Origin of the sequence: Halomonas sp. ML-15 (assembly GCF_014779595.1) — a bacterium.
GTDB lineage: Bacteria > Pseudomonadota > Gammaproteobacteria > Pseudomonadales > Halomonadaceae > Franzmannia.
In genome coordinates, this window is the sequence record NZ_JACXZT010000001.1 from 254,099 (window position 1) to 279,564 (window position 25,466).

General features: G+C 60.5%; 19 protein-coding genes. 8 read left to right on the forward strand and 11 right to left on the reverse strand.

Annotated elements, in window-relative coordinates; all coding sequences use genetic code 11:
• Positions 1 to 5: 5 nt before the first annotated feature.
• Complete coding sequence (locus IEI94_RS01215; RefSeq protein WP_224749854.1) at positions 6 to 1,316, forward strand: MmgE/PrpD family protein; 1,311 nt, start codon at positions 6 to 8, stop codon at positions 1,314 to 1,316.
• 211 nt (positions 1,317 to 1,527) lie between these two features.
• Positions 1,528 to 3,636 carry an EAL domain-containing protein gene (locus tag IEI94_RS01220; protein ID WP_191164758.1) on the forward strand — a complete coding sequence of 703 codons (2,109 nt, stop codon included), beginning with the start codon at positions 1,528 to 1,530 and terminating at the stop codon, positions 3,634 to 3,636.
• Positions 3,637 to 3,641: 5 nt separating this feature from the next.
• Here the strand turns inward: IEI94_RS01220 and IEI94_RS01225 are convergent, their stop codons facing one another.
• On the reverse strand, positions 3,642 to 5,432 hold the full coding sequence (locus IEI94_RS01225; RefSeq protein WP_191164760.1) for a gamma-glutamyltransferase family protein: 1,791 nt from the start codon (positions 5,430 to 5,432) through the stop codon (positions 3,642 to 3,644).
• Positions 5,433 to 5,578: 146 nt separating this feature from the next.
• Here IEI94_RS01225 and IEI94_RS01230 point away from each other — a divergent pair, with 146 nt between their 5' ends.
• The 3 genes from IEI94_RS01230 (at position 5,579) to IEI94_RS01240 (ending at position 9,455) form a co-directional block, all read left to right on the forward strand.
• Positions 5,579 to 6,358, forward strand: a complete 780-nt coding sequence (locus IEI94_RS01230) for a GntR family transcriptional regulator (protein WP_191164762.1) — start codon at positions 5,579 to 5,581, stop codon at positions 6,356 to 6,358.
• A 64-nt stretch (positions 6,359 to 6,422) separates the two neighbouring features.
• Positions 6,423 to 7,460 (forward strand): TAXI family TRAP transporter solute-binding subunit, encoded by a 1,038-nt coding sequence (locus IEI94_RS01235; protein WP_191164764.1) that lies wholly within the window; start codon positions 6,423 to 6,425, stop codon positions 7,458 to 7,460.
• Positions 7,461 to 7,523: 63 nt separating this feature from the next.
• Positions 7,524 to 9,455 (forward strand): TRAP transporter permease, encoded by a 1,932-nt coding sequence (locus IEI94_RS01240; protein WP_191164766.1) that lies wholly within the window; start codon positions 7,524 to 7,526, stop codon positions 9,453 to 9,455.
• Here IEI94_RS01240 and IEI94_RS01245 read toward each other — a convergent pair.
• The 8 genes from IEI94_RS01245 to IEI94_RS01280 form a co-directional block, all read right to left on the reverse strand.
• Complete coding sequence (locus tag IEI94_RS01245) at positions 9,452 to 10,381, reverse strand: CobW family GTP-binding protein (protein WP_191164768.1); 930 nt, start codon at positions 10,379 to 10,381, stop codon at positions 9,452 to 9,454. The two genes, IEI94_RS01240 and IEI94_RS01245, sit on opposite strands and share 4 nt — an antisense overlap.
• The gene (locus IEI94_RS01250) at positions 10,374 to 11,993 is read right to left on the reverse strand and encodes an amidohydrolase (RefSeq protein ID WP_191164770.1); all 1,620 of its coding nucleotides are present in this window, start codon (positions 11,991 to 11,993) and stop codon (positions 10,374 to 10,376) included. The genes IEI94_RS01245 and IEI94_RS01250 overlap by 8 nt, the downstream gene beginning before the upstream one ends.
• Before the next feature lie 27 nt (positions 11,994 to 12,020).
• Positions 12,021 to 13,181, reverse strand: coding sequence for a M20 aminoacylase family protein (locus IEI94_RS01255; protein WP_191164771.1), 1,161 nt, complete (start codon positions 13,179 to 13,181; stop codon positions 12,021 to 12,023).
• A gap of 54 nt (positions 13,182 to 13,235) precedes the next feature.
• The gene (locus tag IEI94_RS01260) at positions 13,236 to 14,903 is read right to left on the reverse strand and encodes an ABC transporter ATP-binding protein (protein WP_224749855.1); all 1,668 of its coding nucleotides are present in this window, start codon (positions 14,901 to 14,903) and stop codon (positions 13,236 to 13,238) included.
• Positions 14,903 to 15,787: an ABC transporter permease gene (locus IEI94_RS01265; protein WP_191164773.1), complete on the reverse strand. Its 885-nt coding sequence runs from the start codon at positions 15,785 to 15,787 to the stop codon at positions 14,903 to 14,905. Before IEI94_RS01265 ends, IEI94_RS01260 begins: the two co-directional genes overlap by 1 nt.
• The gene (locus IEI94_RS01270) at positions 15,787 to 16,728 is read right to left on the reverse strand and encodes an ABC transporter permease (RefSeq protein ID WP_191164775.1); all 942 of its coding nucleotides are present in this window, start codon (positions 16,726 to 16,728) and stop codon (positions 15,787 to 15,789) included. Before IEI94_RS01270 ends, IEI94_RS01265 begins: the two co-directional genes overlap by 1 nt.
• A gap of 83 nt (positions 16,729 to 16,811) precedes the next feature.
• Complete coding sequence (locus IEI94_RS01275; RefSeq protein ID WP_224749856.1) at positions 16,812 to 18,419, reverse strand: ABC transporter substrate-binding protein; 1,608 nt, start codon at positions 18,417 to 18,419, stop codon at positions 16,812 to 16,814.
• 88 nt (positions 18,420 to 18,507) lie between these two features.
• The gene (locus IEI94_RS01280) at positions 18,508 to 20,010 is read right to left on the reverse strand and encodes a M81 family metallopeptidase (protein ID WP_191164777.1); all 1,503 of its coding nucleotides are present in this window, start codon (positions 20,008 to 20,010) and stop codon (positions 18,508 to 18,510) included.
• 178 nt (positions 20,011 to 20,188) lie between these two features.
• Here IEI94_RS01280 and IEI94_RS01285 point away from each other — a divergent pair, with 178 nt between their 5' ends.
• Positions 20,189 to 20,998, forward strand: a complete 810-nt coding sequence (locus tag IEI94_RS01285) for an IclR family transcriptional regulator (protein ID WP_191164779.1) — start codon at positions 20,189 to 20,191, stop codon at positions 20,996 to 20,998.
• Between the two features lie 267 nt (positions 20,999 to 21,265).
• Positions 21,266 to 22,459 carry a serine hydrolase domain-containing protein gene (locus tag IEI94_RS01290; RefSeq protein WP_191164781.1) on the forward strand — a complete coding sequence of 398 codons (1,194 nt, stop codon included), beginning with the start codon at positions 21,266 to 21,268 and terminating at the stop codon, positions 22,457 to 22,459.
• 43 nt (positions 22,460 to 22,502) lie between these two features.
• On the opposite strand, the gene IEI94_RS01295 is transcribed toward IEI94_RS01290, so the two are convergent.
• Both IEI94_RS01295 and IEI94_RS01300 read right to left on the reverse strand, forming a co-directional pair.
• Entirely contained in the window at positions 22,503 to 23,369 is an 867-nt protein-coding gene (locus IEI94_RS01295; protein WP_191164783.1) for an isocitrate lyase/PEP mutase family protein, read from the reverse strand.
• A 22-nt stretch (positions 23,370 to 23,391) separates the two neighbouring features.
• Positions 23,392 to 24,177 carry a GntR family transcriptional regulator gene (locus tag IEI94_RS01300; protein WP_191164785.1) on the reverse strand — a complete coding sequence of 262 codons (786 nt, stop codon included), beginning with the start codon at positions 24,175 to 24,177 and terminating at the stop codon, positions 23,392 to 23,394.
• Between the two features lie 237 nt (positions 24,178 to 24,414).
• Here IEI94_RS01300 and IEI94_RS01305 point away from each other — a divergent pair, with 237 nt between their 5' ends.
• Entirely contained in the window at positions 24,415 to 25,434 is a 1,020-nt protein-coding gene (locus tag IEI94_RS01305; RefSeq protein ID WP_191164788.1) for a Bug family tripartite tricarboxylate transporter substrate binding protein, read from the forward strand.
• The last annotated feature ends 32 nt before the right edge of the window (positions 25,435 to 25,466 follow it).

Sequence of the window (25,466 nt, forward strand, 5' to 3'; positions counted from 1 at the left end):
TCGCCATGCACGTCAATGACATGAATTTCACAGCGATCGACTGGATCCTCAACGTCGACCTGGAGGCCTTGGGCGAAGAGCACCTGGCCCAGGCCAAGCGCGCACTCCTCGACACCCTCGGCGTTGCCGCTGGCGCAAGCCGCACCTCACTGGCAAAGCATGCCGAACGCTATGTGGTCAGCCAGCATGGGGGCAATCGACCGCTGCTGTTCTCCACCGCCACGGCGTCGGCATCCGGCGTTGCCCTCCACGGCGCCTGGATGATCGATGCGCTCGACGCACACGACGGCCAGGTCCTCACCAAGGGCCACTGTGGGGTTGCTCTGGTGCCGGGCATCATGGCACTGCCAGAGGCCGAAAAACTCTCCGGTCGCGAACTGCTGGGCCTGCTGGTGATGGGCTATGAAGTCGCCACCCGCGCTGGCATCGCCCTGCATGCCAGCGCCTGCGATTACCACACCTCGGGCGCCTGGAACGCCATCGGCGTGGCTGCGGTTGCCGCGAGGCTGCTACGGCTCGACCGGCAGCGCCTTCACGAGGCCTTGGGCATTGCAGAGTTCTACGCTCCGCGCAGCCAGATGATGCGCTGCATCGATCACCCCACTATGGTCAAGGACGGTTCAGGCTGGGGCGCGCAAGCAGGCATCGCCGCGGCGCTTCTCGCCCAGGATGGCTTTACTGGAGCCCCCGCTATCACCGTGGCGGGGAGCGATGTCGCACAACATTGGCAGGACCTTGGCAGTCGCTGGTACCTGCACGAGCAATACTTCAAGGCGTATCCGGTCTGCCGCTGGGCACAACCGGCCACCGAAGCCGTGCTCGAACTCGCTCACGACGGCCAGGATCTCGCCGACATCGAGCGCATCACCATCACCACCTTCCATGCAGCCAAGCGGCTCCATGTCGTGCGTCCCACCACCACCGAACAAGCCCAATACAGCCTGCCCTGGTCGGTCGCCTGCGCGCTGGGCTTTGGCACCATCGACGTGCACGCCGTAACCGACGCCCTCGACGATCCTGGCATCCAGGCACTGGCCGAGCGTGTCGAGATCATCGAGTCCGAGCGCTTCAATGCCCTCTTCCCCGCCGAGCGCTGGGCGCAAGTCACCCTCGAGATGCGCGATGGCAGCCGTCACAGCAGTCGCGAACACGAAGCCCGGGGCAATCCCCACAACCCCCTCAGCGATGACGAACTGACGCGAAAATTCCATGCCCTTGCGACACCGGCCATCGGCCGGACTCACGCCGAGGATCTCCACGGGCTGATCATGACGCTTGAGTCGCACTCGGCCAGGCAGCTGCTGGAACGGCTGTAAGAGGAACCGCTAGTAAAAATGTCGCATGATCCTCGAACTCGCTAGCAGTGACCAAGCGTTGGTAACCACTTGAAAGAATTCGACTAGGCTAGGAGCTACCAGAGAATAATAATGGGGAATGGACATGGGCGACGGCTGGCGCAAGAAAAGCGCCCAGGCTTTTATCACCTGGTGGTGTGCCGCTCTAATGGTGAGCCTAACGCTCCCGACCATGTCCGAAACGCTCCCCATCTCCCCCCTCTGGGTTGCCAATGCCCTGGCCTACGGTAGCGTCCTCGCCCATGGCATCCGCCTGGTGCCTGCTTTCGCCCTCGCGGCGCTAGTCTGGAACATCGCTCGCGGAGACACTCCGCAGGATATTCTCGTCGGTACCGGGGCTTTCTTGATTGTAATGCTCTTCGTGGCCGGCTTTTCAACATGGCTGGAGCAGCACATTGATCAGGATCGCGCCCGGCGACTATTACGGGTCCCGATCATTGCCCTGTTCAGCGCCTCGCTTTTCACACTGCTTGGCGTCTGGCAGTTCACAGAGGGTGCTCCCAGCATCGAGTTGATGACGGGGCTATGGCTGTCTGAGGTCACCTCGGTGCTGCTGTTCACGCCACTGGCACGCCAGTGGCATAGCCAGGGACGCAGCCTGTTAACCTTCCGCCCCAGCACGCATGTTGGCCAAATGGCGCTCGCCACCTGGATCATTGGCGCGGTGCTGACCTTGATCATGCTGTGGCTTTTCAGCGCCAGCGAACAAATACCGCAGCGCTGGGTGCCCTATGCGGCACTCTGCGTCCCTATTCTGGCCGTCTATCTGTTGCCGACCGGCCTGTCACGCCTGCTTGTCCCCATTTTCATGCTGGCTTGGACCGGGGTTCATCTATACCTGTTCACCAATGTCCCCAGCGGGTTCGACGACCTCGCCATGCTCAACAGCCAAATGGTCATCTTCACGGCAGCGCTCATCGGCTTTATCGCCATCGAAGCGGTCCACTCCCATGAGATCACCAATCGCCAATTGAAGACCGCCCGTCTACACGATGGCTTGACGGGCCTGTATAACGACCTCGGGCTAACCGCACGAATCCGTCATCATCCTGCCGCCGAGCAATGCGCGATGATCGGCATTCAGATCCCCGATGTCGACGACCTCGCCACCCTCACCGGGGTCGACGAAGTACATCAGCTAGAGCAGCGAATCGCAGACACCTTGCGTTACTGTATTCCGGCCAGCGAAGGCCTGGGAGCGCGGCTTCAGCCCGGGCTCTTTGCGGTGCTGATGATCAGCAAGCAGGGCCCCACTCCGCTGACGCTTACTCGACGTCTACAGCACGCCTTGCACCAGTCCCTACAGCTCTCGTCAGCACGACTGAACATGCGGATCGCCCTGATCGATCATTTGACGCCTGACGACTTTCGCCACCTCACTTCACTGCTGTTGATCAGCTGTCAGCGCACCAGCCAACCTGATCACGCCGGTTTTTATCACCATCAAGCGCCAGCGTCTGAGCTGATCGACCAACACCGCGACACCTTGAATTGGGCGAGTCGCCTGCGTAACGCCCTGGCCGGAGATACCTGCGATGGCCAATTCACCCTCTTCGTTCAGCCCATTCTCGAGTACAAGCATCCCGACAGGCACCGCGCCGAAATTCTGATTCGCTGGCAACGATCAGATGGCAGCCTCGACCAGGCCGACGCCTTCCTGGGTATTGCGGAGACCTTCGGCCTCATGCACCAGCTCGACGAGTGGGTGCTGAATCATGCCCTTGCCAAGCTCGCGAGCCATCCCGGCGGCCAGCAGGTGGCGATGATCGCCATCAACCTCTCGGGCCACTCCATGGCCAGCACCCACCTGCCCGATATCATCGCAACAATCCTGGCAAAGCATGCCTGGCCACCCCAGCAGCTCTGTCTGGAGATCACCGAAACCAGCAACATCGGCGACACCCAAGTCGCTCAGCGCAATATCGAGGCCCTCCAATCGCTGGGGGTCAGCCTCGCCATTGACGACTTCGGCACCGGGCTCGCCACTTTCGATTATCTGAAGCACTATGCCGTGGAAGAGATCAAGATAGACGGGAACTTCATCCGCGATATCGCCACTTCCGGCCTCGACCGGGAGATCGTGCGAAGCACCTGTGCACTGGCCAACTACCTCAACGTACGGGTCGTCGCCGAATTCGTCGAGACTCAGGCCCAGATAGAGATCCTCGTCGGGCTAGGCGTCGACTTCCTGCAAGGATTTGGCATTGCTCGCCCCATACCACTGGATGACTACCTGGATCGGCTTGTCGAGGGGGCTATGGTCACCTCGCCCCCGGAGTGACCACCTCAACGCCCCACCGCATACCCCTGCATATGCCGTGCAGAGGCGCCAGCGTGGAGCATGCCGTCGCGGCGTGCCACAGCGCAGACGCGGCCCAGCGCCCACGCATCCTGGATTGCCAGGTCATGGCCTTTCGCGCGCAGGGCCGCCAGCGTCTGGGCCGAGAAACGGTTCTCGATCAGCACCCGACCCAGTACGCACTCACGCGGATGAAACGAGGCGGGGAAGTGGCGAATCTGGAACTGCGGCGCATCGATCGCCCGCTGCAGATCGTAGCCGTAGTGAACGATCCGCAAGAACGTCGTCAGGCTCCACTGATCCTGCTGATCGCCGCCCGGCGAGCCAAGTGCCATGACCGGCTTGTCATCGCGGGTCACCAGGGTCGGCGTGAGCGTCGTTCGCGGGCGTACGCCAGGCCGCAGGGAGCTGGCCAGCCCCGGGGTCAGCCAGGTCATCTGCGCACGCGTGGAGATCGAAAATCCAAGCCCCGGTACGCTGGGTGAGCTTTGCAGCCATCCCCCGCTGGGGGTCGCCGACACCATGTTGCCGAAGCGGTCGACGATATCCAGATGCACCGTATCGCCCTCGACGCTTGGCAGCGGCGCAAACGTCGGTTCACCGCCCCCGGGCCCGATGGTCGGCTCGCTGCCGGCCAGCGCCATGATCGCCGCCATTCGCTCATCCCCTCCGGCAAGCCCCGGACGGAGCTCGAAGGAGGCCCGGTCGCCGATCAACTGACGACGGCCGGCGTTATACTCTGGACTTAGCAGTGTCTCGAGCGGCACGTCGGCCGCCGCCGGATCCCCGTACCACGCCTCGCGGTCGGCATACGCCAGCTTCGCCGACTCCGCGATCAGGTGGACGAACTCGGTACTTTCCGGCCCGAAGGCCGAGAAATCCACCCCCTCGAGCAGCGCCAACTGCTGGAGAAAGACTGGCCCCTGGCTCCAGGGGCCAGCCTTATGGACCCGATAGCCGGCATGTTCAGCGCTCACGGTGGCCTCATCGGTCGCCGACCAGCGCGCCATATCGTCGCCCGTCAACACGCCGGCATGACGCTCACCGGTACTATCCATCACCGGCTTACGGTAGAAGTCGTCGATCGCCTCGGCCACGAAACCTTGATAGAACGACGCCCGGGCTCGCTCGATCTGCGCCTCACGATCGGGGCCCGCGAGCGTCGCCTCGGCCAGAATGCGTCGATAGGTCAGCGCAATCCCCGGCGAGCGGAACAGCGCATCGGGGCGTGGCGCAGCGCCACCTACCAGCCACTGCTCGGCGGAACTCGGCCACTCCTGCTTGAAGAAGTCGATCACCGGCAGGATTGAGGACACCGCACGGCTCAGCAGCGGAAAGCCTTGCTCCGCATAGCCGATGGCAGGCTCGAGCACCGTCGCCAGCGGCAAGCTGCCGTAATCTCGCAGCAGTTGCATCCAGGCACCGAAGGCCCCTGGCACCACTGCCGGCAACAGCCCGGTGCCGGGCACCATCTTGAGCCCCAGCCCGGCAAAGTGTTCCGCGGTGGCCCCAGCAGGCGTCACCCCCTGGCCACAGATCACTCTCGGCGCCGTATCGTCATGACGCATGGCAATGATCGGCACCTCGCCTCCCGGGCCATTCAGATGAGGCTCGACGATCTGCAGCACGAATCCCGCCGCCACGGCCGCATCGAAAGCGTTCCCGCCTTTCTCCAGCATCGCCATTCCGACGCTGGAGGCAAGCCAGTGCGTGGTACTGACAGCACCGAAGGTGCCCTTGATCTCGGGACGGGTGGTGAACGGCGGCAAGCTGGACATGGTAGTGGGTTCCTTATTGTCAGGCGCGGCGTCGATATTGCGCGGCTCAGGTTGTGCTTGAACTTAGCATGTTTTACAGTCGGTCTCATTAGAGCTATATAGCTATATTTACTACAACAGCAACGACAACTGAATAGCACTCGCCCATGACACTCGACAAGATCGTCAGCGCCTGCCTGCCACACTTCGAGAACGACCGCATCGGCGTACCGAAGTACGCGCGTTTCTATAACGCCATCAAGGAAGCCGTGCATGCCGGCCATCTGATGCCCGGTGACAAGCTGCCTTCTGAGCAGGAACTCTCGGCGCGGCTGCCGGCGAGCCTCGGCACCCTGCAGAAGGCGCTCAAGGCGCTATCCGACGACGGCATCGTGGTACGCGAGCACGGCCGGGGTACTTTCATCCGCGATCAGGAGATCAAGTTCGAGGACATCCGCGTCTTCCGCTTTCTCGATAACGGCCGCCCCCTTCCGCTGACCCTGCAGGGCCTGGCCATTCAAGCCGTGACGCTCGATTCCGAATTGGCGGCATTCTTCGGTCGCCGCGAAGCCGCCGTCGTCAAGCGCCTGGTCCAGGTCGAAGGCGAACCCTGGACATTCAATGAGTTCTTTCTGCCGCTGGAGTACGCCCACGACCTGATGGACAAGCCCGCCAGCGACTTCGATGGCCTCTCGCTCCACGAGCACCTGTTCCAGACTCAGCGCATCCTCACCAGCTACTTCATGCATCGCCTCGGCGTCGCCCCCTTCTCGGCGGATGCTCGGCACTTTCTAGACCTGGCCGACGACGTCCGGCACGGCATGCAGTGGCGCGTGCACGGCTATGATCGGGATGGTCAACCCACCACCTTTCAGCGTTTTGAAGTACAACCCGGCCATCGCGATATCGAACTCAGCACCCAAGCAGGTCAGGGACGCGGCACCTGATGCGATCTGCGTAACGCCGCCATCGGTATGACCCAACCGCTCCACCAACAACAAAGGCAGCAACATGACCCAGAATATCAACCGCAATGCGACTACCCCTCTCGACGCCCGCCGTCGTCAACTGCTCAAGGCCGGTCTTGTCGGTGTCGGCGTCGCCATGTTCCCCGGCATCCTGGCCGCATCGACCACCCGCGAGATGCGCTGGGGCTCGGCGAGCCTGGGATCGACCGGCTATATCATCATCGAGGCACTCGCCCAGGCCGTGCAGCGTAACAGCGACATCCGCAGCACCACCCTGGCCACCTCCGGCGGCGCCGAGAACATGGTGATGGCCAGCCGCGAAGAGATCGAATTTGGCCAGACCACCTCCACCGACTGGCCGCCGGCCACGCAGGGCGAGCGCCCCTTCCCCGAGCCCATCGATGCGCGCCAGATGTTCGCCTATACGGTGTGGAACATTCCGCTTATCGTGCGCGCCGATTCCGATATTCAATCCCTGTCGGACCTCGCCGGTAAGCGCGTGATGCCCTCCACGGCGGGTGGGGCCACCGCCATCATGCACCAGACGATTCTTCAAGCGGCCGGCGTAGCGGACGACGTCGACTGGACCTACGGCTCCTGGAACGACACCTTCAGCGCCTTCCAGTCGGGATCCGTCGATGCGATCCCCTCTACCTTGACCAACGGCCGCGCCTCACCGGCCCTGGCGGAGATCGACAGCAGCGTCGAATTCCGCGTACTGCCGATCGACCCCGAGGTACTGGAGCGTGCCCAGGAAATCAACTCAGGCCTGCTGGCAACCACGGTCAGTGAGGAGCAGTGGGACAAGGTCGACGGCGAGATGTTGATGCCCGCCATCTCGGGCATCCTGGCGGCTCGGCCCGGCGTCACCGATGACGAGGCCTACGCCGTCTGCAAGGCCATCTTCGATGACCCCGAGCAGGTCCGCCGCGTCGGCTCGCAGCTACAGGACATCGGCGTGGAGTTCGCGGTGGAGTACCTGCTGGCGGAGTACCCGGTCAATGCAGGTGCGGCGCGCTACTTCCAGGAGCGCGGCGTGTGGCGCGACGAGCTGATCATTGCCGACCCCGTTACTGCATAACCCTGCCCCCTGCCATGCACTGCGGTGCATGGCAGCCGTTCATCGACGAGGATGAAGGCCCCCATGACAACCAAGCTGCTCAACGAGAAGCGTGGCTATCTCAATACCGCCAATTTGATACTGCTCCTGACACTGGTCATGGTCGCCACTCACCTGATGCAGGTATTCAACTACTACCTGCCGTCAGGCCAGTTCAAGACCCTTCACCTCGGCATGGCACTACTGATCATCTTCACCAGTGCCGCGGGGCATTCGCGCCACTGGCTCGCCCGGCTGGCCTACCTCGGCTGCTTCGGCGTCGCTGCGCTCGCCGCCGGCTACGTGTTCCTGGAGTACGAAGGACTGATCACCGATCGCGTCTTCGGCCCCGAGCCGCTGGATGTGGTGATCGGCTGCCTGCTGATTGCGGTCTGCCTGGTTGCCGCCTGGCAGCAGTGGGGGCTGACCATTCCGCTGATCGGCGTCATCGGCCTGCTCTACGGCTACTTCGGCAATAGTCTGCCGACCCAGCTGCTCTATCACGGCGGGATGGGGCTGGAGCGGTTGGTCTCCTATGCCTCGATTCCCAACTTCCAGGGCGTACTGGGCTCCCTCACCGAGCTCTCTGCCGGCACTATCTTTATTTTCATGGTGTTCGCCGGGCTGCTCAAAGCCACGGGCGGCATCGACTTCATCATGGGGTTCGCCACCAAGCTGGCGGGCAATTCGCGCGGCGGACAGGCCAAGATCGCCGTACTGGCGAGTGCCTTCATGGGCATGATTTCCGGCAGCACCGTCGCCAACATCGCCAGCACCGGCACCATGACCATCCCCACCATGAAGCGCACCGGTTTCAAGGCGCCCTTCGCCGGTGCAGTGGAAGCCGTCGCCTCCACCGGCGGGCAGATGACACCCCCGGTGATGGGCCTTACCGCCTTCCTGATGGTTGGTGTCACCGGTCTGGCCTATGACCAGGTGATTCTCGCCGCAGCGATCCCGGCCGGTCTCTACTATTTCTATCTGATTCTGGCCGTGCATCTGCAGGCGGCTCGCGACGGCCTGGTACCCCACCGACAGGATGAGACGCCTACGCTGCCCGCCAGACAGCTGCTGGCCCGTTACGGCCACCTGCTGATTGCCATCGGCGTTCTCGTCTACCTGCTGGTCAGCCGCATGCCACCCTCCTATGCCGCGGCCTATGGGTGCCTTGCGATCATCGTGCTCGAACTCGCCAGCAGCCTGCTGCGCCAGTACCGCAATCCGTTCAAGGCTCTCGCTGACGCCTTCACCCGCCTGATAGATGGCCTACGCGAGGGCGGCTTCAGCGGCGCCACCATTGCCGTCATCGTTGCCGTGATCGGGATCTTCGTAGAAGTGCTCACCGCTACCGGCTTCGCTCAAAAGCTCTCTTATTTGATGCTCGGCATTGCCGATGGCAGCCTCGGCGTGCTGCTGCTGATTGCCGCCGTCGCCTGCCTGATCTTCGGGCTGGGCCTGCCCACCTCGGCGGCCTACATCCTGGTCGCTCTGCTGACCGCCCCAGCGCTGATCGACATGGGCCTGAGCTTGATGGCAGCCCATATGTTCGTGCTCTACTTCGCGATCTTCTCGGCGCTCACCCCGCCGGTAGCGGTTGCCTCGCTGATCGCCGCCAGGATCGCGGAGGCTCCCTATTTCACCACTGCCATCCAGGCGGTAAAAATCGGCCTGCCGGGGTTCTTCCTGCCGTTCCTGTTCGTCGCCAGGCCCGAATTGCTGCTACTCGAAGGCTCGCCCCTGGATCAGCTCATGGTGGTGGCCATCAGCCTTGTGGCACTCGCCGCACTGAATGTCGCGATGGTAGGCCAAGGCTTTATTCGAACCACCTGGCCGGTTCGACTGATACTGCTGGTCGCCGCTACGCTGACCCTGGTCCCCGGCCTGCTCGGCACCCTGGTCGGCTGCGCCGCCATTCTGGTGGTCTTCGGCTATCAGTTCACAGTGAAGGACAACCAGCCCGTCACCCGCGCCGCCTAGCGAGATGGCGCTGATGCATATGTCAACAGCAGAGTGGCCAAGTACGCCAGGTTGTCACGCCCCTTGCCGATCAGTACCAAGGTTGGCGCCTGGCGACGGAACGTCTGGGTCACAATGGATCCACTAGGCGTCCACTGTATCAATAAGCAGCCATCCGGCGCCTCCTCGCTCAATATGAACCCCTTGGCGCGCAGAAGAATCTCACCAGCGGCATCGAGTAACTGCGCCAATCTGCGAGCGTCAATAGTGCCTGGAAGAGTAAGTGTGAATGTGGCTAAAACACCTGGCACCAGCTGACCTAGTTCCGGGAACACCGACTCGCCAAGGGACGCTTGACGGGGTGTCGGCATGCCAGACTCCCTCGAAGGAGACCAGGATAGCGTCACATCCGGATTCAAGGCCTCCAGCTGCTTTACGCTTGCGTCGCGCTCCCCCTCGTCCAACACGTCCCATCGATTGATAAGGATGACCGGCACCTCAGCGACCTGATAGCGCACCAGCTCTCCCACTGTCGAATCTTCCAATAAACGGCCGATAAGCGATAGATCGACAAGCAGCTCAACCTGAGCCAGACAGTAGCCTGGCGCCGAATTGAATAGCTGCATCAGGGACCTCGGTTGAGCCACACCACTCGCCTCGACCACCAACCGCCGCGGCGGATCAGGCCAGCGGCGTATTTGCGTCAGCTGTGATGAAAGGTTCCCGGACAGCCCACAGCAGACACAGCCGTTGGTCAGCCGTATGACGCCCCCCTCTCTCGAATCGATCAGATCGGCATCGATATTCATACTGCCGAAATCATTGATCAAGAAAAGCGCATCACTGATCTCGCCACTCGCAATCATGTCATTGATCAAGGTGGTTTTACCGCTGCCAAGAAAACCACACACAAGATGCACACCGATAGAGTGATCGCTATCACGCATCCGTTGGTAGCCCCCCGAGCAGGGTGCCATGAACCCGAATATCTTTCAGGGCAATACGCTCATCCAATGGATCGTCATCGAGAATCGCTACGTCCGCCCACTTCCCCGGCTCAAGACTGCCAATACGCTTATCGAGTTGCAGGGTCCGCGCAGCACCCAATGTAATCGCTTCAAGCGCCACATGGCGGTCGATGGCCTCCGCCATACCCAAGACAGTACCGGATGCCGTTTGCCGACGGTGAGCACAGTGAGCCGTGAAGAGCGGCGAGAGCGGTGTGACAGGAGCATCACAATGAATGCCGAATGTGATCCCAAGGCGGCTGGCGCTGGCAGCAGGCTCCAGTCTCTGACAACGATCGAACCCCAGGGTGCGAGACAAGTGAATATCGCCCCAATAGTAGATATGGTTGGCGAAGATATTGAGACAGGCCTCCAGCATTTTTACCCTGTACAGTTGATCCTGACGAATCAGCTGTACGTGTTGCAGGGTATGCCGATGATTCGGACGAGGCCATAAACAGAGGGCTTCCTCTAACGCATCGAGCATCAGCTCAACGGCTTCATCCCCGTTGGTATGAATATGTAGTTGAAAGCCTGCTTGATGATAATGCAGCACCATGTCGTGGAACGTTTGTGGAGGTGCGTTCCACACACCATTGCCCTCAACGTCCAGGTAACCCGGCCACTGTAATCGCGCGGTATAGTTCTGGATCGCGCCATCGGTCACCAGCTTCACAATACCGAAGAACAGTTTATCGTGGCCCTGCGTCATCGCCTTGGCCAGCTGCTTGCTACCCTCCTCGGGCGCCCACCCCAGAGCATTGAGCGCTGGCACCAGACGCACAGGGAAGCTAGGCTCCAAGGTCGTGCTGCGCATCGAATCGATAGCATCATCACTAAGTGGGTTAAGCAGGTCTGTGATGGTCGTGATGCCTTCACGTCGGGCTGCTCGAGCATACTGACGCAGCGCCCCTGGTTGGCTCGCTTGCTCGAAAAAATCGATCCCATAGCGGTCGAAGACCAGGTGCATGGCCGGCATTTCCTGCAGCTCGCCCACACACTCACCGCCAGCATTTCTTACGATACCGTCGATCTCTTTGCTGGCAATATCGGCCTGCTCGATCACCGCCGAATTGATCGTCATGACATGAAGACTCGCATGCATGACGATAATCGGTACCTCATCACTGACCGCATCCAGCAACCGCTTGTCGAGGCGTGCGCCGCTGAAGTAGATGGGATCGAACCCCCAGGCGATCAACGGCGCCCCCGGCGCCAACCTTGCCAGACCTGCAGCCAATCGCTCCTGAATGGAGGCCACATCTCTCAGGCCCTGCCAGTGCTCCCCCTCCGGTGATTGTTTGTCAAACCAGCCCAGATAGACATAATCCCAGATTACGCCTTCCAGCGCGTGGCTGTGTCCCTCCACGAATCCTGGCATCAGCACCTTGTCGGCATAGCGATCATCTACCGATACGTCGCCAAAAGCACTTGCATGTTCCATGGAGCCCACACTCAGCACCCGGCCGTCCTTGACCGCCAAACAGTCGCCTTCTGGCTGAGAGGGATTCATGGTGATAATACGTCGCGCCGGGTAGATCGTAATGGTCATATCAATCCCTTTGTGGAGTCAGTGCAATCAACCGGCCAGTCGACGTTCGACCATGCGTGCCATGATGCTGGCCCCGACAGGCAGAATCCCGTCGTCTAGCACATAACCAGGATTGTGCAGCGGAATCGAGCCTGCATGACCCACCCAGCAGTAAGCCCCGGGAATCACCTGCAGCATATCGGCGAAGTCTTCACTGCCGGTTACCCGGCGATCCACCAGGCGCGCATTCTCTTTGCCAACGATATCCGCGGCCGCGTCGATATAGGCGCTGGCACACTCGGCGTCGTTGACCAGGACATTGAAGATATTGCGCAGGTCGATGTCGATACGCACATCATGGGACAGTTCCAGTCCCTTGCAGATACGACGCATGCGCTCATGAACCATCTCGCACAGCTCATCTTCAAAATAGCGGACAGTGCCCGATATGGTGGCGCTATCGGGTATGACATTGTACGCAGACCCGGCATGGACCTGGGTGACAGAGAGCACCAGAGGACTGGTAGGTGGCGCATTACGACTCACCACCGCTTGCAGCTGCTGGACGAGCTCATTGGCAATGATGATAGGGTCGCGGGATTGATGCGGCATGGCGGCATGTGCGCCGTCACCATGTACCGTAATATCGAAGAAGGTAGCCCCCGCCATGGCGGGACCCGGGGTAATCGTGACCTGTTCCGGCTCACTCGTCGGATCGTTGTGCAGGCCATAGACCTCGTCACAGGGAAAGCGCTCGAAGAGACGGTCGGCAAGCATGCGGCGGGCACCCCCCAGCCCCTCCTCCGCAGGCTGGAAGATCAGTACCACCGTCCCCGAGAAGTTGCGGCTCTCCGCCAGGTACCGTGCTGCCCCAAGCAGGATCGTGGTATGGCCATCATGGCCACAGGCATGCATCTTGCCGGCATGTTGGGAAGCATAGGGGAGCCCGGTCACCTCATGGATCGGTAGCGCATCCATATCTGCCCGCAGCCCGATGCAAGCACCATCGCCACGCCCCTTGATGATTCCCACCACACCGGTGCCGGCGATCTCAGTGTGTACCTCGTCAAGGCCCCACTCACGCAACTTCTCAGCGACCAGGGCCGATGTGCGGGACTCCTCGAAACCGAGCTCAGGATGCGCGTGAAGGTCATGACGTATCTCGACCAGTTCATCCTGGAATTCTTTAATACGACTGATAGTTGGCATGATTCACCTTATTGGCTTGTGATCGTTGTTATCGTCATGGGAGATACGTCGGGATCATGCCGTAAGCAGCTCACAGCAATTGGCAAAATCCCATTCGCGGCCAGGCGCTGCGTCGATAAGCAACCGGGTATAGTCATGGCGTGGTCTCGACAGCACCTCTCTGGCACTGCCATATTCGACGATCGCCCCATGCTGCATGACGATGACCTCATCACAGATCTGGGCGGCGACCCGCAAATCGTGGGTGATGAAGAGAATCGCAATACCCAGTCGTTCCTGCACCTCATCGAGCAGGTCCAACACCTGCGCCTGGACCGACACATCCAGTGCCGACACCGCCTCATCGGCCACCAGCAAGTCCGGGCGCATCATCACAGCCCGAGCAATGGCGATCCGCTGGCGCTGACCACCAGAGAACTGGTGGGGATAGCGCTTTAGCGCATCAAGCGGCAAGTCCACGAGCTCCATCATCTCCAGCGCCCGCTCGTACGCTTCTTGATGAGGCGTGCCAAAGTTGACCGGCCCCTCGATCAGACTGCGACCAACCGTCCAGCGCGGGTTGAGGGAGCGAAAGGGATCCTGAAAGACCACCTGAAAGTGCTTGCGGTGTGGCCTTAGGGCACGCCTAGACAGGGTGGCTATTTCTTTTCCGGCAACCCGGATAGTCCCCGATGTAGGATCGACCAACCGCATGATGCTGCGCGCGACGGTGGTCTTTCCCGACCCGCTTTCACCCACAATACCCAGCGTCTGGCCGCGTTTGACGGTAAAGCTGATATCCCGCGCGGCGTGCGTGCCGGGTTTTCGAAAGAACATGCCGCCCCCGCTGTACACCTTCTGCATATCGCTGACTTCCAATACCGGCTCCGTGCTCTCCTGTGAGCGCGCATCCCTGGGCACCAGACTCGGCACCGAACGCAGTAGCCGCTTGGTATACTCATCCGAAGGGTGGCGAAAGAGCGTTTCGACCGGCGCCTGCTCGACGATCTTGCCATGCTTCATGACATGCACCGCATGGGAGACTTCCGCGACCACCCCCATATCATGGGTAATGAACAGTACCGCCGTGCCGTGCCGCTCCTGCAACTCGGCGATCAGCGACAGAATCTGTGCTTGGGTGGTGACATCCAGGGCAGTAGTTGGCTCATCGGCAATCAGCAACTTTGGCTCCAGCGCCAGCGCCATGGCGATCATGATGCGCTGACGCTGCCCGCCCGACAGCTGATGGGGGTAAGAGCCATAAATACGCGCCACATCAGGTAGATACACCTGCTGCATCACATCCAGCACTCTATCCCGGCAGTCTCGCCTCGATAGCTCGCGATGCGTTTGCAGTACTTCAGCAATCTGATCCCCGACGCGCATGACCGGGTTTAACGCCGTCATCGGCTCCTGGAAAATCATCGCCATGCGCTGCCCACGCAGCCTGCGCATCTGCGACGGCGTCAGCGTGAGCAACGATTCACCGTCCATCTCGATCTCGCCGCCGGAGACCTCCAAGGCCCCCTTGGGCAGAAGCCCCATCACCGCCAGAGAGGTCACCGACTTGCCGGAGCCACTTTCCCCCACAAGGCTAACGGTTTCTCCTTCATGTACCTGCAGGCTGATGTCATCAAGCACCAGGCCATCCGGGCCCTCCTCACCGCTCAGCCGAACCGAAAGGTGGCGGACATCCAGTACCGCTTTAGCACTGCTCTTGTCGTTGTTCTTGAAACGCATCATCAAGCCTCCCGTTTCTTGAGCCGCGGATCCAGCATGTCTCGCGCAGTATCACCCAGCAGGTTGATCGACAGGATGCAAAGCGACAGGATGGCACCGGTCCAGAAGATCAGGCCGGGCTTGACCTGGAAGTAGGTACGACCCTCGGCCATGATATTGCCCCAGGTAGGAATATCGGTACTCACACCAGCCCCCAGGAACGACAGTATCGCTTCGGTAAGAATGGCCGACGCGCATATATAGGTACCCTGGACGATCATCGCCGGCACGGTGTTGGGCATTAAGTGCTGCCAGAGGATCTTAGGCATAGAGCTGCCAAGCGCGATCGCCGCTTCCACATACGGCTCCTCACGCGCGCCAAGCACCACCGAACGTACCAGCCGGACCACCCTCGGCACCTCGGGAATGGTAATGGCAACGATCACCGACCAGACACTGGGTCCGCTCAAGGCAACCAGTGCAATGGCCAGCAGAATGGCGGGGATCGCCATCAGGCTGTCCATAATGCGCATGATCACCGCGTCCGCGGTACGGAAGAAGCCAGACACCAGGCCGATGATCATGCCCACCACAACGCTGAACAGCGCGGCACCGACGCCTATCATCAGCGACACTCGTCCGCCGGTCATGACGCGGCTGAACAGATCCCGGCCATACTGGTCGGTACCCAGTAGATGCTCTGCGCTGGCCGGCTGAAGCCGATTGAGCGAGCCCATCTGCATCGGGTCGTAAGGCACATATAGCGGCGCCAGCAGCGCCGAAAGCACGATCAGGAACAACACCACAGCGGCAATCAGCGGCCCGGCACCGAGGCGCCATTGACGCGGCAGCGACAACATTCCCAGCACGCTCTGCATCGCGGCGGAGGGTTGAGTAGTATGAGCCATCAGTAGCGAATCCTTGGATCGATGATCGTGTAGGAAATATCAATCAACAGATTAACCAGCACATACAGTCCGGCCGTCAGCAGAATCATCGCCTGTATCACTGGATAATCGCGCGCCAAGATCGCATCCACCGTCAAACGGCCCACGCCAGGTATATTGAAGACACTTTCGGTCACCACTACCCCAGCGATCAACAGCGCGAACCCGGTACCAATAATGGTCATGATCGGCACCGCTGCATTGCGTAGCGCATGGCGGAACAAAATCGTACCTTCACGCAGCCCCTTGGCTCTGGCTGTGCGAACATAGTCCTCTCCCAGCACATCCAGCATGCTGGCGCGCGTCATCCTCGCAATCAGCGCCACATAAATAGTGGCTAGCGTAAAAGACGGCAATATTGCTCGCTGTAAAAAACCTATAAAGTCCTGTGTGGGAGCCGTATAGCCCTGTACGGGCAGCCAGCGAAGTTCGATGGCAAAGATTTGAATAAAGATGTAGCCAATCACGAACACCGGCACCGAAAAGCCTAAAACGGAGAAACTCATTACCGCATAGTCGATCCAGCTGCGGTGGCGCCAAGCGGCAAGCACCCCCATTGGCACCGCTATCAAAATAGAAATCGTGATCGTCAGCATGGCAATATTGAGCGTTGGCCAGATGCGCTGTCCTATCATGGTACTGACGGAGGTATTGGAAATCAGGGAGACGCCTAGATCCCCCTGAAGCATCATCTTTACCCACTGAATGAATTGCTCATAGATAGGCAGGTTAAGCCCCAAGCGATCACGTATTCTCTCTAGTTGAGCAGGTGTCGCTGAGTCACCGGCCAGGATGGCTGCAGGATCCCCCGGTGTGAGTCGTAGTATCAGAAACACAAAAAGGGCGACGATAACCATGACCGGAATGACAGCCAGTAATCGCCTGATGATATAGCCAAGCATCCGCGACTCCTTCACATGCAGATGTGATAATCGATCAAAGCATGATAGGGCGGCGAGACGTATCTCGCCGCCCTACTTGGCGATTACTGCTTATCAATATTCCAGAAAACGGGCACCGGCGAAGGAATCATGTCAGTGATATTATCCCGGCGTGCTTGTGGCATGATGTACTGCCCCAGCGGGATATAAATCACCTCATCCAGCGTGTGCACCTGGAGCTTACGTGCGGCCTCCAGCTGCTCTTCATCTGACTCGGCAGCGATAAACTCGCGACGCAGCGCCTCGAGCTCTTCATCTTCAGGCCATCCAAACCAGCCATCCTCACCACGCCCATTGAGCATGACGTTGATCAGCGGCGAGGTAATCTCCGGCACCATCCAGTTGGTAAAGAAGATGTTCCAGCCGCCATCCTCCGGTGCTGCCATGCTTGCGCGGCGATTGACCAGGGTTTGCCAATCCATGGGCTGCATATCTACTTCGAAACCCGCCTCACGCAGCGCCTGAGCGGCAACCACCGGCTGGGCGGAAAGGCTGGTGACATCGGTCGGCTGCATCAATACCACCGGGGTGCCGTCATAGCCGGCCTCCTCGAGCAACTGCTGTGCGGCTTGCGAATCGCCACCGCTGGTCAGCGACTCCGATCCACTCTCATCGGCCAAGGGGGTCCCACAGCCAAAGATGGCACCGCATATCTCGTAGTACTCCGGATCCCCCATCATGGTCGCCAGCACGTCCTCCTGGCTCAGCGCCATGAGTGCGGCTTGACGTATCTGCTTGTTATCAAAAGGCGGATGCTTGAAATTGAGCCGGCCCATGGTTTGATAGCCTAGCGGATCACGATTCTCCACCACCACATCCGGACTCGCTTCGAGAATCGGCAGCAGATCGACCTGCACCTGCTCGATATAGTCGATCTCGCCGGCCATCAGCGCATTGATAGCAGTCTGGGAATCCGGCATGGTCGTCCACACGACCCGGTCGACGTTGACCACCTTGCCGCCCGCCATCCAGCTAGGCGCTTCCTCCCGCGGCACATAGTCATCGAAACGCTCGTAGGTGACGCTCACCCCCGGCTCGTACTCGTCTTCCAGGAAGCGAAATGGCCCTGAGCCGATATGTTCGGAGATCGACGAATCGGCGGATGTCTCCGCAATACGCGCCGGCATGATAAACGCAGGCACCGCAGACTGCTTGGCCAACGTATCGATCAAGGGAGGATAGGGTTCGGAAAGCGTCCAGGTAATCGTCTGCTCGTCGCTAGCCTCTAAACTCTCGGTGACATCGAATATCAGTTGCCCCCCCGAGTCGCGCTCACCCCAGCGCTCAAGAGACGCCACGGCATCCTCCGCAGTAACGGGCTCGCCATCGTGGAACGTCAAGCCGTCGCGCAGCGTCAGGGTATAGGTCAGCGAATCATCGGATATCTGCCAGTCCGCCATCTGCGGCTGAGGATTGAAGTCTTCATCCGATGCCAGCAGCACATCGTAAATCATATAGCCATGATTACGGGTGATATGCGCGGTAGTGATGATCGGGTCCAGCACGCGCAAGCTGGAGTGCATCACGGCGGTTATGGTGGTGTCATCACTCTTGGCGGTCATCGGCAAGGCCAGTGCCACAGCGGTGACCGCTGCCACCGCTGCCGACATGGGCCTGAGGCGTAACGTATTGCGTAGATTGGGTATTGTCATTAGTAGTCCCCCTATGATTGCTTTCCCGTCGTTGGGAATGAAGCCATGTCCTCCATCGTCGGCATCATCAGAAATGCCGCGACTGCAGTCAGTCGACTGGATGGAAGGCATCGCCAAGTGGGCCTAGACGCATGCCGGGCGTCAGATGCTTCCAGGGAAGATCGGAAGGACTGAACGCCATCGGGCCGGGCGCCAGGCAAATCAGGATATGCGCGGCAATGGAAGTGAAGTCGGCGCGAAAGTGCGTAGAGCTCTTGACCACTAAGATATCGGTCGTTTCTGGTTCGATACCCACGAAGCGAAACATCTCACGATCGGCTAGCTGCGCTTTATGGGTCGTCACCACGACTCTGACGCCACCAATCCGCAGGCAGGCAGAAGGGCCGAGATTAAGTGATGCACCGCCGTAGTAGGGGCCTTGTGCGACCAGGCGACCATCCGACAATGTCTCGACGGTTGCTGTCACGTGATAAGGACCATCCCCCACCACCCCAGAGTGACCTCCCAGGTCAAATGCCAAACTCGCTCCTGCGCCAGCCGCATGGGCGTTAAGCGCGGACTCGGGGTCCACCAGGAGGCCCAGCGCGGCATCCGGCGCGTCCGCCTCGATCAGCGCCCGCAGCATCCCGGTGGTATTGGAATCACCGCCAGCGCCCGGGTTGTCCTGAGTATCGGCAAGCACCACCGGCCCCACTGCGCCAGCCTTGACGCGCTGCAAGGCCTCCGCCACCCCTTCTGATGCAGAAAATACCGGCCCCGCAAAGCGCGCTTCAGCCTCAGCAAATTCAGTAGCGAGCTGCTCTAACGCGGCCTTGGCACCAGGACCATAGGCCACCAGACTCGGGCCACACTCGTTAAAATCGGCCGCCGGAAAGCCCATGAATAGCGAAGCACTGATGACGGCCTCACCCTCCAGCTCAGCGAGCCGCGCATAGAGCGACGCGGCCGGCTCGAGATCGGTGGACTGCCAGGGAATGGGAATCAAGTAATCAAGGCGACGAAAGGCCTTGGCGGGCGGGGTACCCGACGTCATCAAATACTCCAGGCCCTCTGCGGCACGCCGGCCGGTTTCCGCCATATCCACATGAGGATAGGTGCGAAATCCCACCAGCATGTCCGCCATCTCCACCATGCGGGCAGTGATATTGCCATGCAGATCAAGGCATGCCACCACCGGTACCGAAGGCCCTACGACCTCTCGTACACGGGCCAGCAACTCGCCCTCACCATCATCGAGGTGTTCACACACCATGGCACCGTGGAGGTCGAGAAACACGCCATCCAGTGGACCCGCAACCGACAAGCGGGTCACCAGTGCATCAGCGATATGCTCGAAAGCATCCTGGGTCACATGCGCTGAAGGAATAGCTCCCGCCCACAGCAGCGGCAACATCTGCCAATCACCCTCACGACCGCGCTCAACAGCGCCGGATATCCCCAGGTTTATCCCCCGGCACGCGCTGAACATGGCGTCGCCATGCACCATTGGCATATAACCACCGCCCTGGACGAAATCAGCATAGGTCGCCCGGGTCGGTGCAAAGGTATTGGTCTCATGCAGGAAACCACCCATTGCTACGCGGTAAGTCATTGTTATTGTTTCCTTTACCTGAAACGAAGCAGCACCTTATCGAAACTGCCACAGCATCAAAGTGGTGATATCGGCAATGGACACACTGTATCTCTCAGCGATACACTCATATTGATTTATCGATCACCATCAACCTTAGTCGCAGCACCACGTTCGTGCAAACATAACGGTAGGAATTATGAAGCGAACCACAAGATCGCTTTTAAATCATAGAGTTATTACTGAAGATCAGAAAAAGGATCCGCTTTTTCTGCAGTCCGTTTCCAGAGCGATGCAGGTCCTCTCGGCGTTTCATTCGGCTGACGGCGCCATGAGTCTCTCGGAGATAGCCAAAGAGGCGGGTATCGACAGAAGCGCCGCACAGCGAATCGTTCACACCTTGCGCGAGCTGGGCTACCTCAGGCGTGATAATGAAGACAACGGCTTTCTTCCTGACATCAGGGTGCTCGACCACACCCTCGACTACTTGAGCCTCAATCCCGTCATACGCAATGCCACCCCCGTACTGCTAGAACTCAGGCGTAATATTCGCGAGCGGGTCGACCTCAGCCTCTTCGATGACACCCGTGTGGTTTACGCTGCGCGCATGCAAAGCAAGCGGGAAACCTTTTATGCCACACTGGTCGGCCATAGCGTGCCCACCTTCTGCAGTTCGGGGGGGCGAGCCATACTCTCGCGCCTGGAGGATGACGAGGTGCGCGATGTCATTGCGCGGTCCCAATTGATGCCAGTCACGCCACGCACGATTACCGACCCCGTCGCCATTCTCGAGAAGGTTCAGGAGGCCCGAGAGCAGGGGTATGCATTGGCGAGAGAAGAAATTCTGATCGGCGAGATCGCACTGGGCGTCGCCATCACCGACAAGCATGACCGCCCGTGCGGCGCCATACATGTGGCAGGCTCGCTCAGTGAATGGACGCCCGAAGCATTTCGAGAGCGCGTCTTCCCTCTTGCTTCGGAAGCCGCCAGGGCCATATCGCGCTTTTAGCCGAGCTACGTCTTCACGCCTTCCCCAGTGTAGGAGCAACTTCAATTGCGATGCCGCACTCAGCGATCTCTTGGCAGACTCACGGAAGACGACCTGCTGAAGCGCCCCAAGTACCGTATTCGCTGCACCGGAAACCCCTCGCAGCCGCTGAAACATTAGTCCGGTGTGAAACGTCATCGATCAGTCACAGCCCCCAGCTTGCCGCTTCGCCAATCCTATGCCAGGGTAAGTGTTGTCAAATAATCAACAAGACAAGGAGGTCCCACCATGGGTACCACTTCATCCAGAGTAGCTATTGCCACACTAATGGCGGCGGCACTGCCGGTCAGCGGCGCCGTTGCCAGCGACACATCCAGCGGCAGTGTACGCAACCTTTACGATGGCAGGCTGATGCCTGACGAACAGGTTAATGCCTACCGCAATATCGATGCTCTCTTCCCTACCAGAGTGGTGCCAGCATCATCCAGTCCGCATAAGTTTGGTGAGCGCAGCGTAACACTCGACGATTTCACCTTTACCGATGATGACACCACCTACGACCTCTACGACTTCATGTCACTCAACCGCGTCAGCGGGCTGATCGTAGTGCACGATAACGACATCGTGCTTGAGCAGTACGCACTGGGTAACGATCGCGACACCCCCTGGATGTCGATGTCAGTGGTCAAGTCCATCGCCTCCACGCTGATTGGCGCCGCGATTCAGGATGGCCATATCGGGAGTCTCGACGACAACGTAGTCCAGTACGTCCCCGAACTGGAAGGCAGTGCCTACGACGGCGTCAGCGTTGAGCATATCCTGCTGATGGCCTCAGGCGTTGCATGGGATGAGACGTACGACGACCCGGATTCCGACCGTCGCGAAATGCTGGAGCGTCAGATTAGCCAGGAGCAGGGATCAATCATCGAGCAAATGGCCACTCTGGAGCGCGTGGGCGACCCCGGCGAAGTGTGGAACTACAGCACCGGCGAAACCCAGCTGCTAGCGGCAATTATCGAGGGAGCCGTGGGCACCAGCGTCTCTGACTATCTCTCCGAAACGCTCTGGGCAAGCTACGGCATGGAGCATGACGCCGAGTGGTGGCTAGACGCCGAAGATGGCCAGGAGATTGGCGGCAGCGGCCTGCTCGCCACCCTCAGAGATTACGCAAGATTCGGGCAATTTATCCTCGATGAGCGGCATAACGACAATGGCCAAGGCGTCCTGCCCGACGGCTGGGTAGACACCGCAGGCCGCACCCACGAGGTCGGCGGTGAGACCGTGCCCTACGGCTACTCCTGGTGGCCAGTCGGCGATGAAGGCGCGTTCGCCGCCGTCGGTATCTTCGGCCAGTGGGTGTTCGTCCACCCCGACAAGAACATGGTGATTGCCATGACCGGTGCACAACCCAAGTCACTCGGCTTCGAGATCGTACCGGTCAGCCGCTTCTTCCACGCGCTAACGGACGTCATTACCGAGTAAGCCTCAACATTATAACCACCCGGCAGCACCATGCTGGCTACCGCTACTTGGCCGCGTAACGCTCGGCGGTAGCCAGCATTTCCGGCAGGCCGATACTCTCGTTGAGCTCGTCGAAGGCTGCCATGCGGTCGCGGAACGGTTCGGTGGTGCCGTGGCGCTTGAGGCTCTCGAAGTACGCCGAGGCCTGGCGAATCACCGCGCGGGCAAGCCCTCCTGGGAAGATCACCAGCTTGAAGCCAAGGTCGGCCAGTTCGTCGGCGCTGCCCGCCGGGGTGCGTCCGCCTTCGACCATATTGGCGAGCAGCGGGACACGCTGCTGGAAGCGCTCGGTGATCATCAGCTGCTGCTGGCGGCTCTGCGGCGCCTCGATGAACAGCACATCGGCGCCCGCGTCGAGATAGCGTTCGGCGCGCTCCATGGCCGCCTCGATCCCCTCTACGCCAATCGCATCGGTACGCGCGATGATCCGTGTCGTGTCGCTGCGGCGTGCGTCACAGGCGGCCTGAATCTTGCCCACCATTTCATCGGCGGTAATCAGCGTCTTGCCACTCAGGTGGCCACAGCGCTTGGGGAAAGTCTGGTCCTCGAGCTGGATCGCCGAGGCCCCGCTACGCTCGAACACCCGCACCGTGCGCTGCACGTTGAGCGCATTACCGTAGCCGGTATCAGCGTCGACGATCAGGGCGATATCGACACGGTCTCGAATCGCCGCGATGCTATCGGCCACCTCGGTCATGGTCACCAGGCCCAGGTCAGGACGGCCCAATTGGGTGTAGGCCAGGCTGGCGCCGGACAGGTAGACACACTCGAAGCCGGCCTGCGCCGCCAGGTTGGCCGTGAACGGGTCGTAGACCCCCGGTGCGACCAGGGCACCCTGGGTTTGCTGGATCAAGTCGGCGAGCGGAGTCATGGCATTTCCTCAACGATGAAAATCACGCGTCCCAGACGCGCTTGTTATTGTGGGTCTTGCGTCCCAACGACATCTGATGCTCGTAGGTGTCGGGGCAGTAGAACCCTTCGATGTACTCGACCGGGCGATCGTCCTCGTCGAACACGGTGCGGCGGATGCAAAGCAGTGCATCACCCGGCTCCATATCGAGGAGGCTGGCTTGACTGGGCGTGGCCAGCTTGGCGGTGATCGCCTGCTCGGCACGAGCCACCTTGGCACCGGCACGCTCCAGTAGCAGCAGCAGCGGCTGGGACGCCATGTCCTGCTCGCTGAAGGTGCGCCCTATCGCTTCCGGTACATAGGTGGTCAACAGCGAGAACGGCGCCCCGCGATGACTACGCACCCGGGTCGCCTTCTGGACGACACTCCCCGCGTCCACTGCGAGGGCTTGTGCCACTTCGGCAGAGGCTGCCACATAGCCAAAGTCGAGCACCTTGACCTCGGTCTTGAGGCCCATGGCGATCAGGTTTTCGATCACTCCAGAGATACTCGCCTGCACCGGCGACGACTCGTTGGACGCCACCGGGAAGGTGCCCTTGCCGCGGTAGCGGACGACCAGACCTTCGCGATCCAGACGCTCCATCGCCTTGCGAATGGTGATCCGCGACACCTGAAACTGCTCGGTCAGCAGTATCTCGTTGGGCAGCGGCTGCTCGGGGGTATAGCGCCCCTCCAGAATCTCCTGGCGCAATACGAGATAAACGCGATGGTGCTTCGGCCAGGGGTCACTGGCATCCCCACTGAGCTGGCGTTTCGAGAGGTCTGTCACTGCGCCTCCTGTAAACCTGAGTGTGCGAGCCACTGGCTCGCGTTTATCGGACTTCATGTCCTATTGACATGACAAAATTACCATGCATGAATAACCCTTGCCAATGCATGATCCATCACAAAGGGCTCAGATACCCATAACGTATACCAAGGACCCTGCATTCGCAGGGCGCAGCGGCACCAGCGCCCACGCCACTGAGACCCTACGTCCAACAATAACGACTCCGGAGACGCCATCATGAACCATCGACACACCCCCCTCACCGCCGCCGTCAAGCGCAGCCTGCCCACTCTCAGCGCCGGTATCTCTTGCCTGGTATTGAGCGTCGGCTTAGCCAGCGCCGCCCACGCCGACTGGCCGCAGGATCCCATCGAGATCGTGGTTCCCTTCGATGCCGGCGGCAGCGCGGACCGCATGGCCCGTGGCCTGGCCGAGCACATGTCACCACGCCTGGATGTACCGATCAGCATCGTCAACCGCCCCGGTGGTGCTGGCGCACTGGGTGCCACCTACTTTCAGCAGCAGGCCGCCGACGGCCAGACCCTGCTGGTGATGCAGGCCACCCCCTACCTCGCCAGCGCCATCGAAGTCGGCGGCGCACCGGTCGAGTGGGAGGACTTCCAACTGCTCAGCGCCCAGTGGAACGACTACGGCATCGTTGCAGTACACAATGACAGCCCCTATCAGTCCCTCGAGGAGCTGATCGAGGCCATGCGCGAGGCCGGCCAAGTCAGCTCCGGGATCATCGTCGGCAACGGCGGTCACCTGCAGACCCTGGTGCTGATGGACGCGCTGGATATCGAGCATGACAACGTGCGCTTCGTCACCTACAGCGGCGGCGCCCCGCTGCGCGCAGCACTGGCGGGCAACCAGGTCGACTTCGAGATCCTCGCCGCCGAAGCCGCGCTCTCGATCAGCGATGAAGTCCGCGCCCTGGCAGTGGTCAATGACGAGCCCAGCGACAACTGGGACGCGCCGCTGTTCAACGACGAAATGCAGAGCCTCGGCGTCGACCCGTTACCGCTGATAGGCGGCAATGTGACGGGCCTGATCGCCCACGCCTCGCTCCAGGAAGAGTATCCAGAGCGCTATGAGCGCCTGATCCAGGCCTACCAGGAAACCCTGGAGAGTGATGAATTCCAGGAGTGGGCAAGTGACGCAGGGATTGGCGCCGACTGGGTTTCGCCCGAGGAGAGCCAGGCGCTAGTGGATGAAGGCTATCGCGCCGTGCAGCAGTACGCCCCGCTACTCCAGTAAACGTGGCCCATCGTCCCAGTCACCTCGGATCG

Coding starts and splice junctions, on each gene's coding strand:
- IEI94_RS01265 (WP_191164773.1), bottom strand. CDS start 15,787: ATGGCTCATACTACTCAACCCTCCGCCGCGATGCAGAGCGTGCTGGGA.
- IEI94_RS01305 (WP_191164788.1), top strand. CDS start 24,415: ATGAACCATCGACACACCCCCCTCACCGCCGCCGTCAAGCGCAGCCTG.
- IEI94_RS01285 (WP_191164779.1), top strand. CDS start 20,189: ATGAAGCGAACCACAAGATCGCTTTTAAATCATAGAGTTATTACTGAA.
- IEI94_RS01260 (WP_224749855.1), bottom strand. CDS start 14,903: ATGATGCGTTTCAAGAACAACGACAAGAGCAGTGCTAAAGCGGTACTG.
- IEI94_RS01220 (WP_191164758.1), top strand. CDS start 1,528: ATGTCCGAAACGCTCCCCATCTCCCCCCTCTGGGTTGCCAATGCCCTG.
- IEI94_RS01225 (WP_191164760.1), bottom strand. CDS start 5,432: ATGTCCAGCTTGCCGCCGTTCACCACCCGTCCCGAGATCAAGGGCACC.
- IEI94_RS01270 (WP_191164775.1), bottom strand. CDS start 16,728: ATGCTTGGCTATATCATCAGGCGATTACTGGCTGTCATTCCGGTCATG.
- IEI94_RS01275 (WP_224749856.1), bottom strand. CDS start 18,419: ATGACAATACCCAATCTACGCAATACGTTACGCCTCAGGCCCATGTCG.
- IEI94_RS01235 (WP_191164764.1), top strand. CDS start 6,423: ATGACCCAGAATATCAACCGCAATGCGACTACCCCTCTCGACGCCCGC.
- IEI94_RS01290 (WP_191164781.1), top strand. CDS start 21,266: ATGGGTACCACTTCATCCAGAGTAGCTATTGCCACACTAATGGCGGCG.
- IEI94_RS01240 (WP_191164766.1), top strand. CDS start 7,524: ATGACAACCAAGCTGCTCAACGAGAAGCGTGGCTATCTCAATACCGCC.
- IEI94_RS01295 (WP_191164783.1), bottom strand. CDS start 23,369: ATGACTCCGCTCGCCGACTTGATCCAGCAAACCCAGGGTGCCCTGGTC.
- IEI94_RS01280 (WP_191164777.1), bottom strand. CDS start 20,010: ATGACTTACCGCGTAGCAATGGGTGGTTTCCTGCATGAGACCAATACC.
- IEI94_RS01255 (WP_191164771.1), bottom strand. CDS start 13,181: ATGCCAACTATCAGTCGTATTAAAGAATTCCAGGATGAACTGGTCGAG.
- IEI94_RS01230 (WP_191164762.1), top strand. CDS start 5,579: ATGACACTCGACAAGATCGTCAGCGCCTGCCTGCCACACTTCGAGAAC.
- IEI94_RS01215 (WP_224749854.1), top strand. CDS start 6: ATGCACGTCAATGACATGAATTTCACAGCGATCGACTGGATCCTCAAC.
- IEI94_RS01250 (WP_191164770.1), bottom strand. CDS start 11,993: ATGACCATTACGATCTACCCGGCGCGACGTATTATCACCATGAATCCC.
- IEI94_RS01245 (WP_191164768.1), bottom strand. CDS start 10,381: ATGCGTGATAGCGATCACTCTATCGGTGTGCATCTTGTGTGTGGTTTT.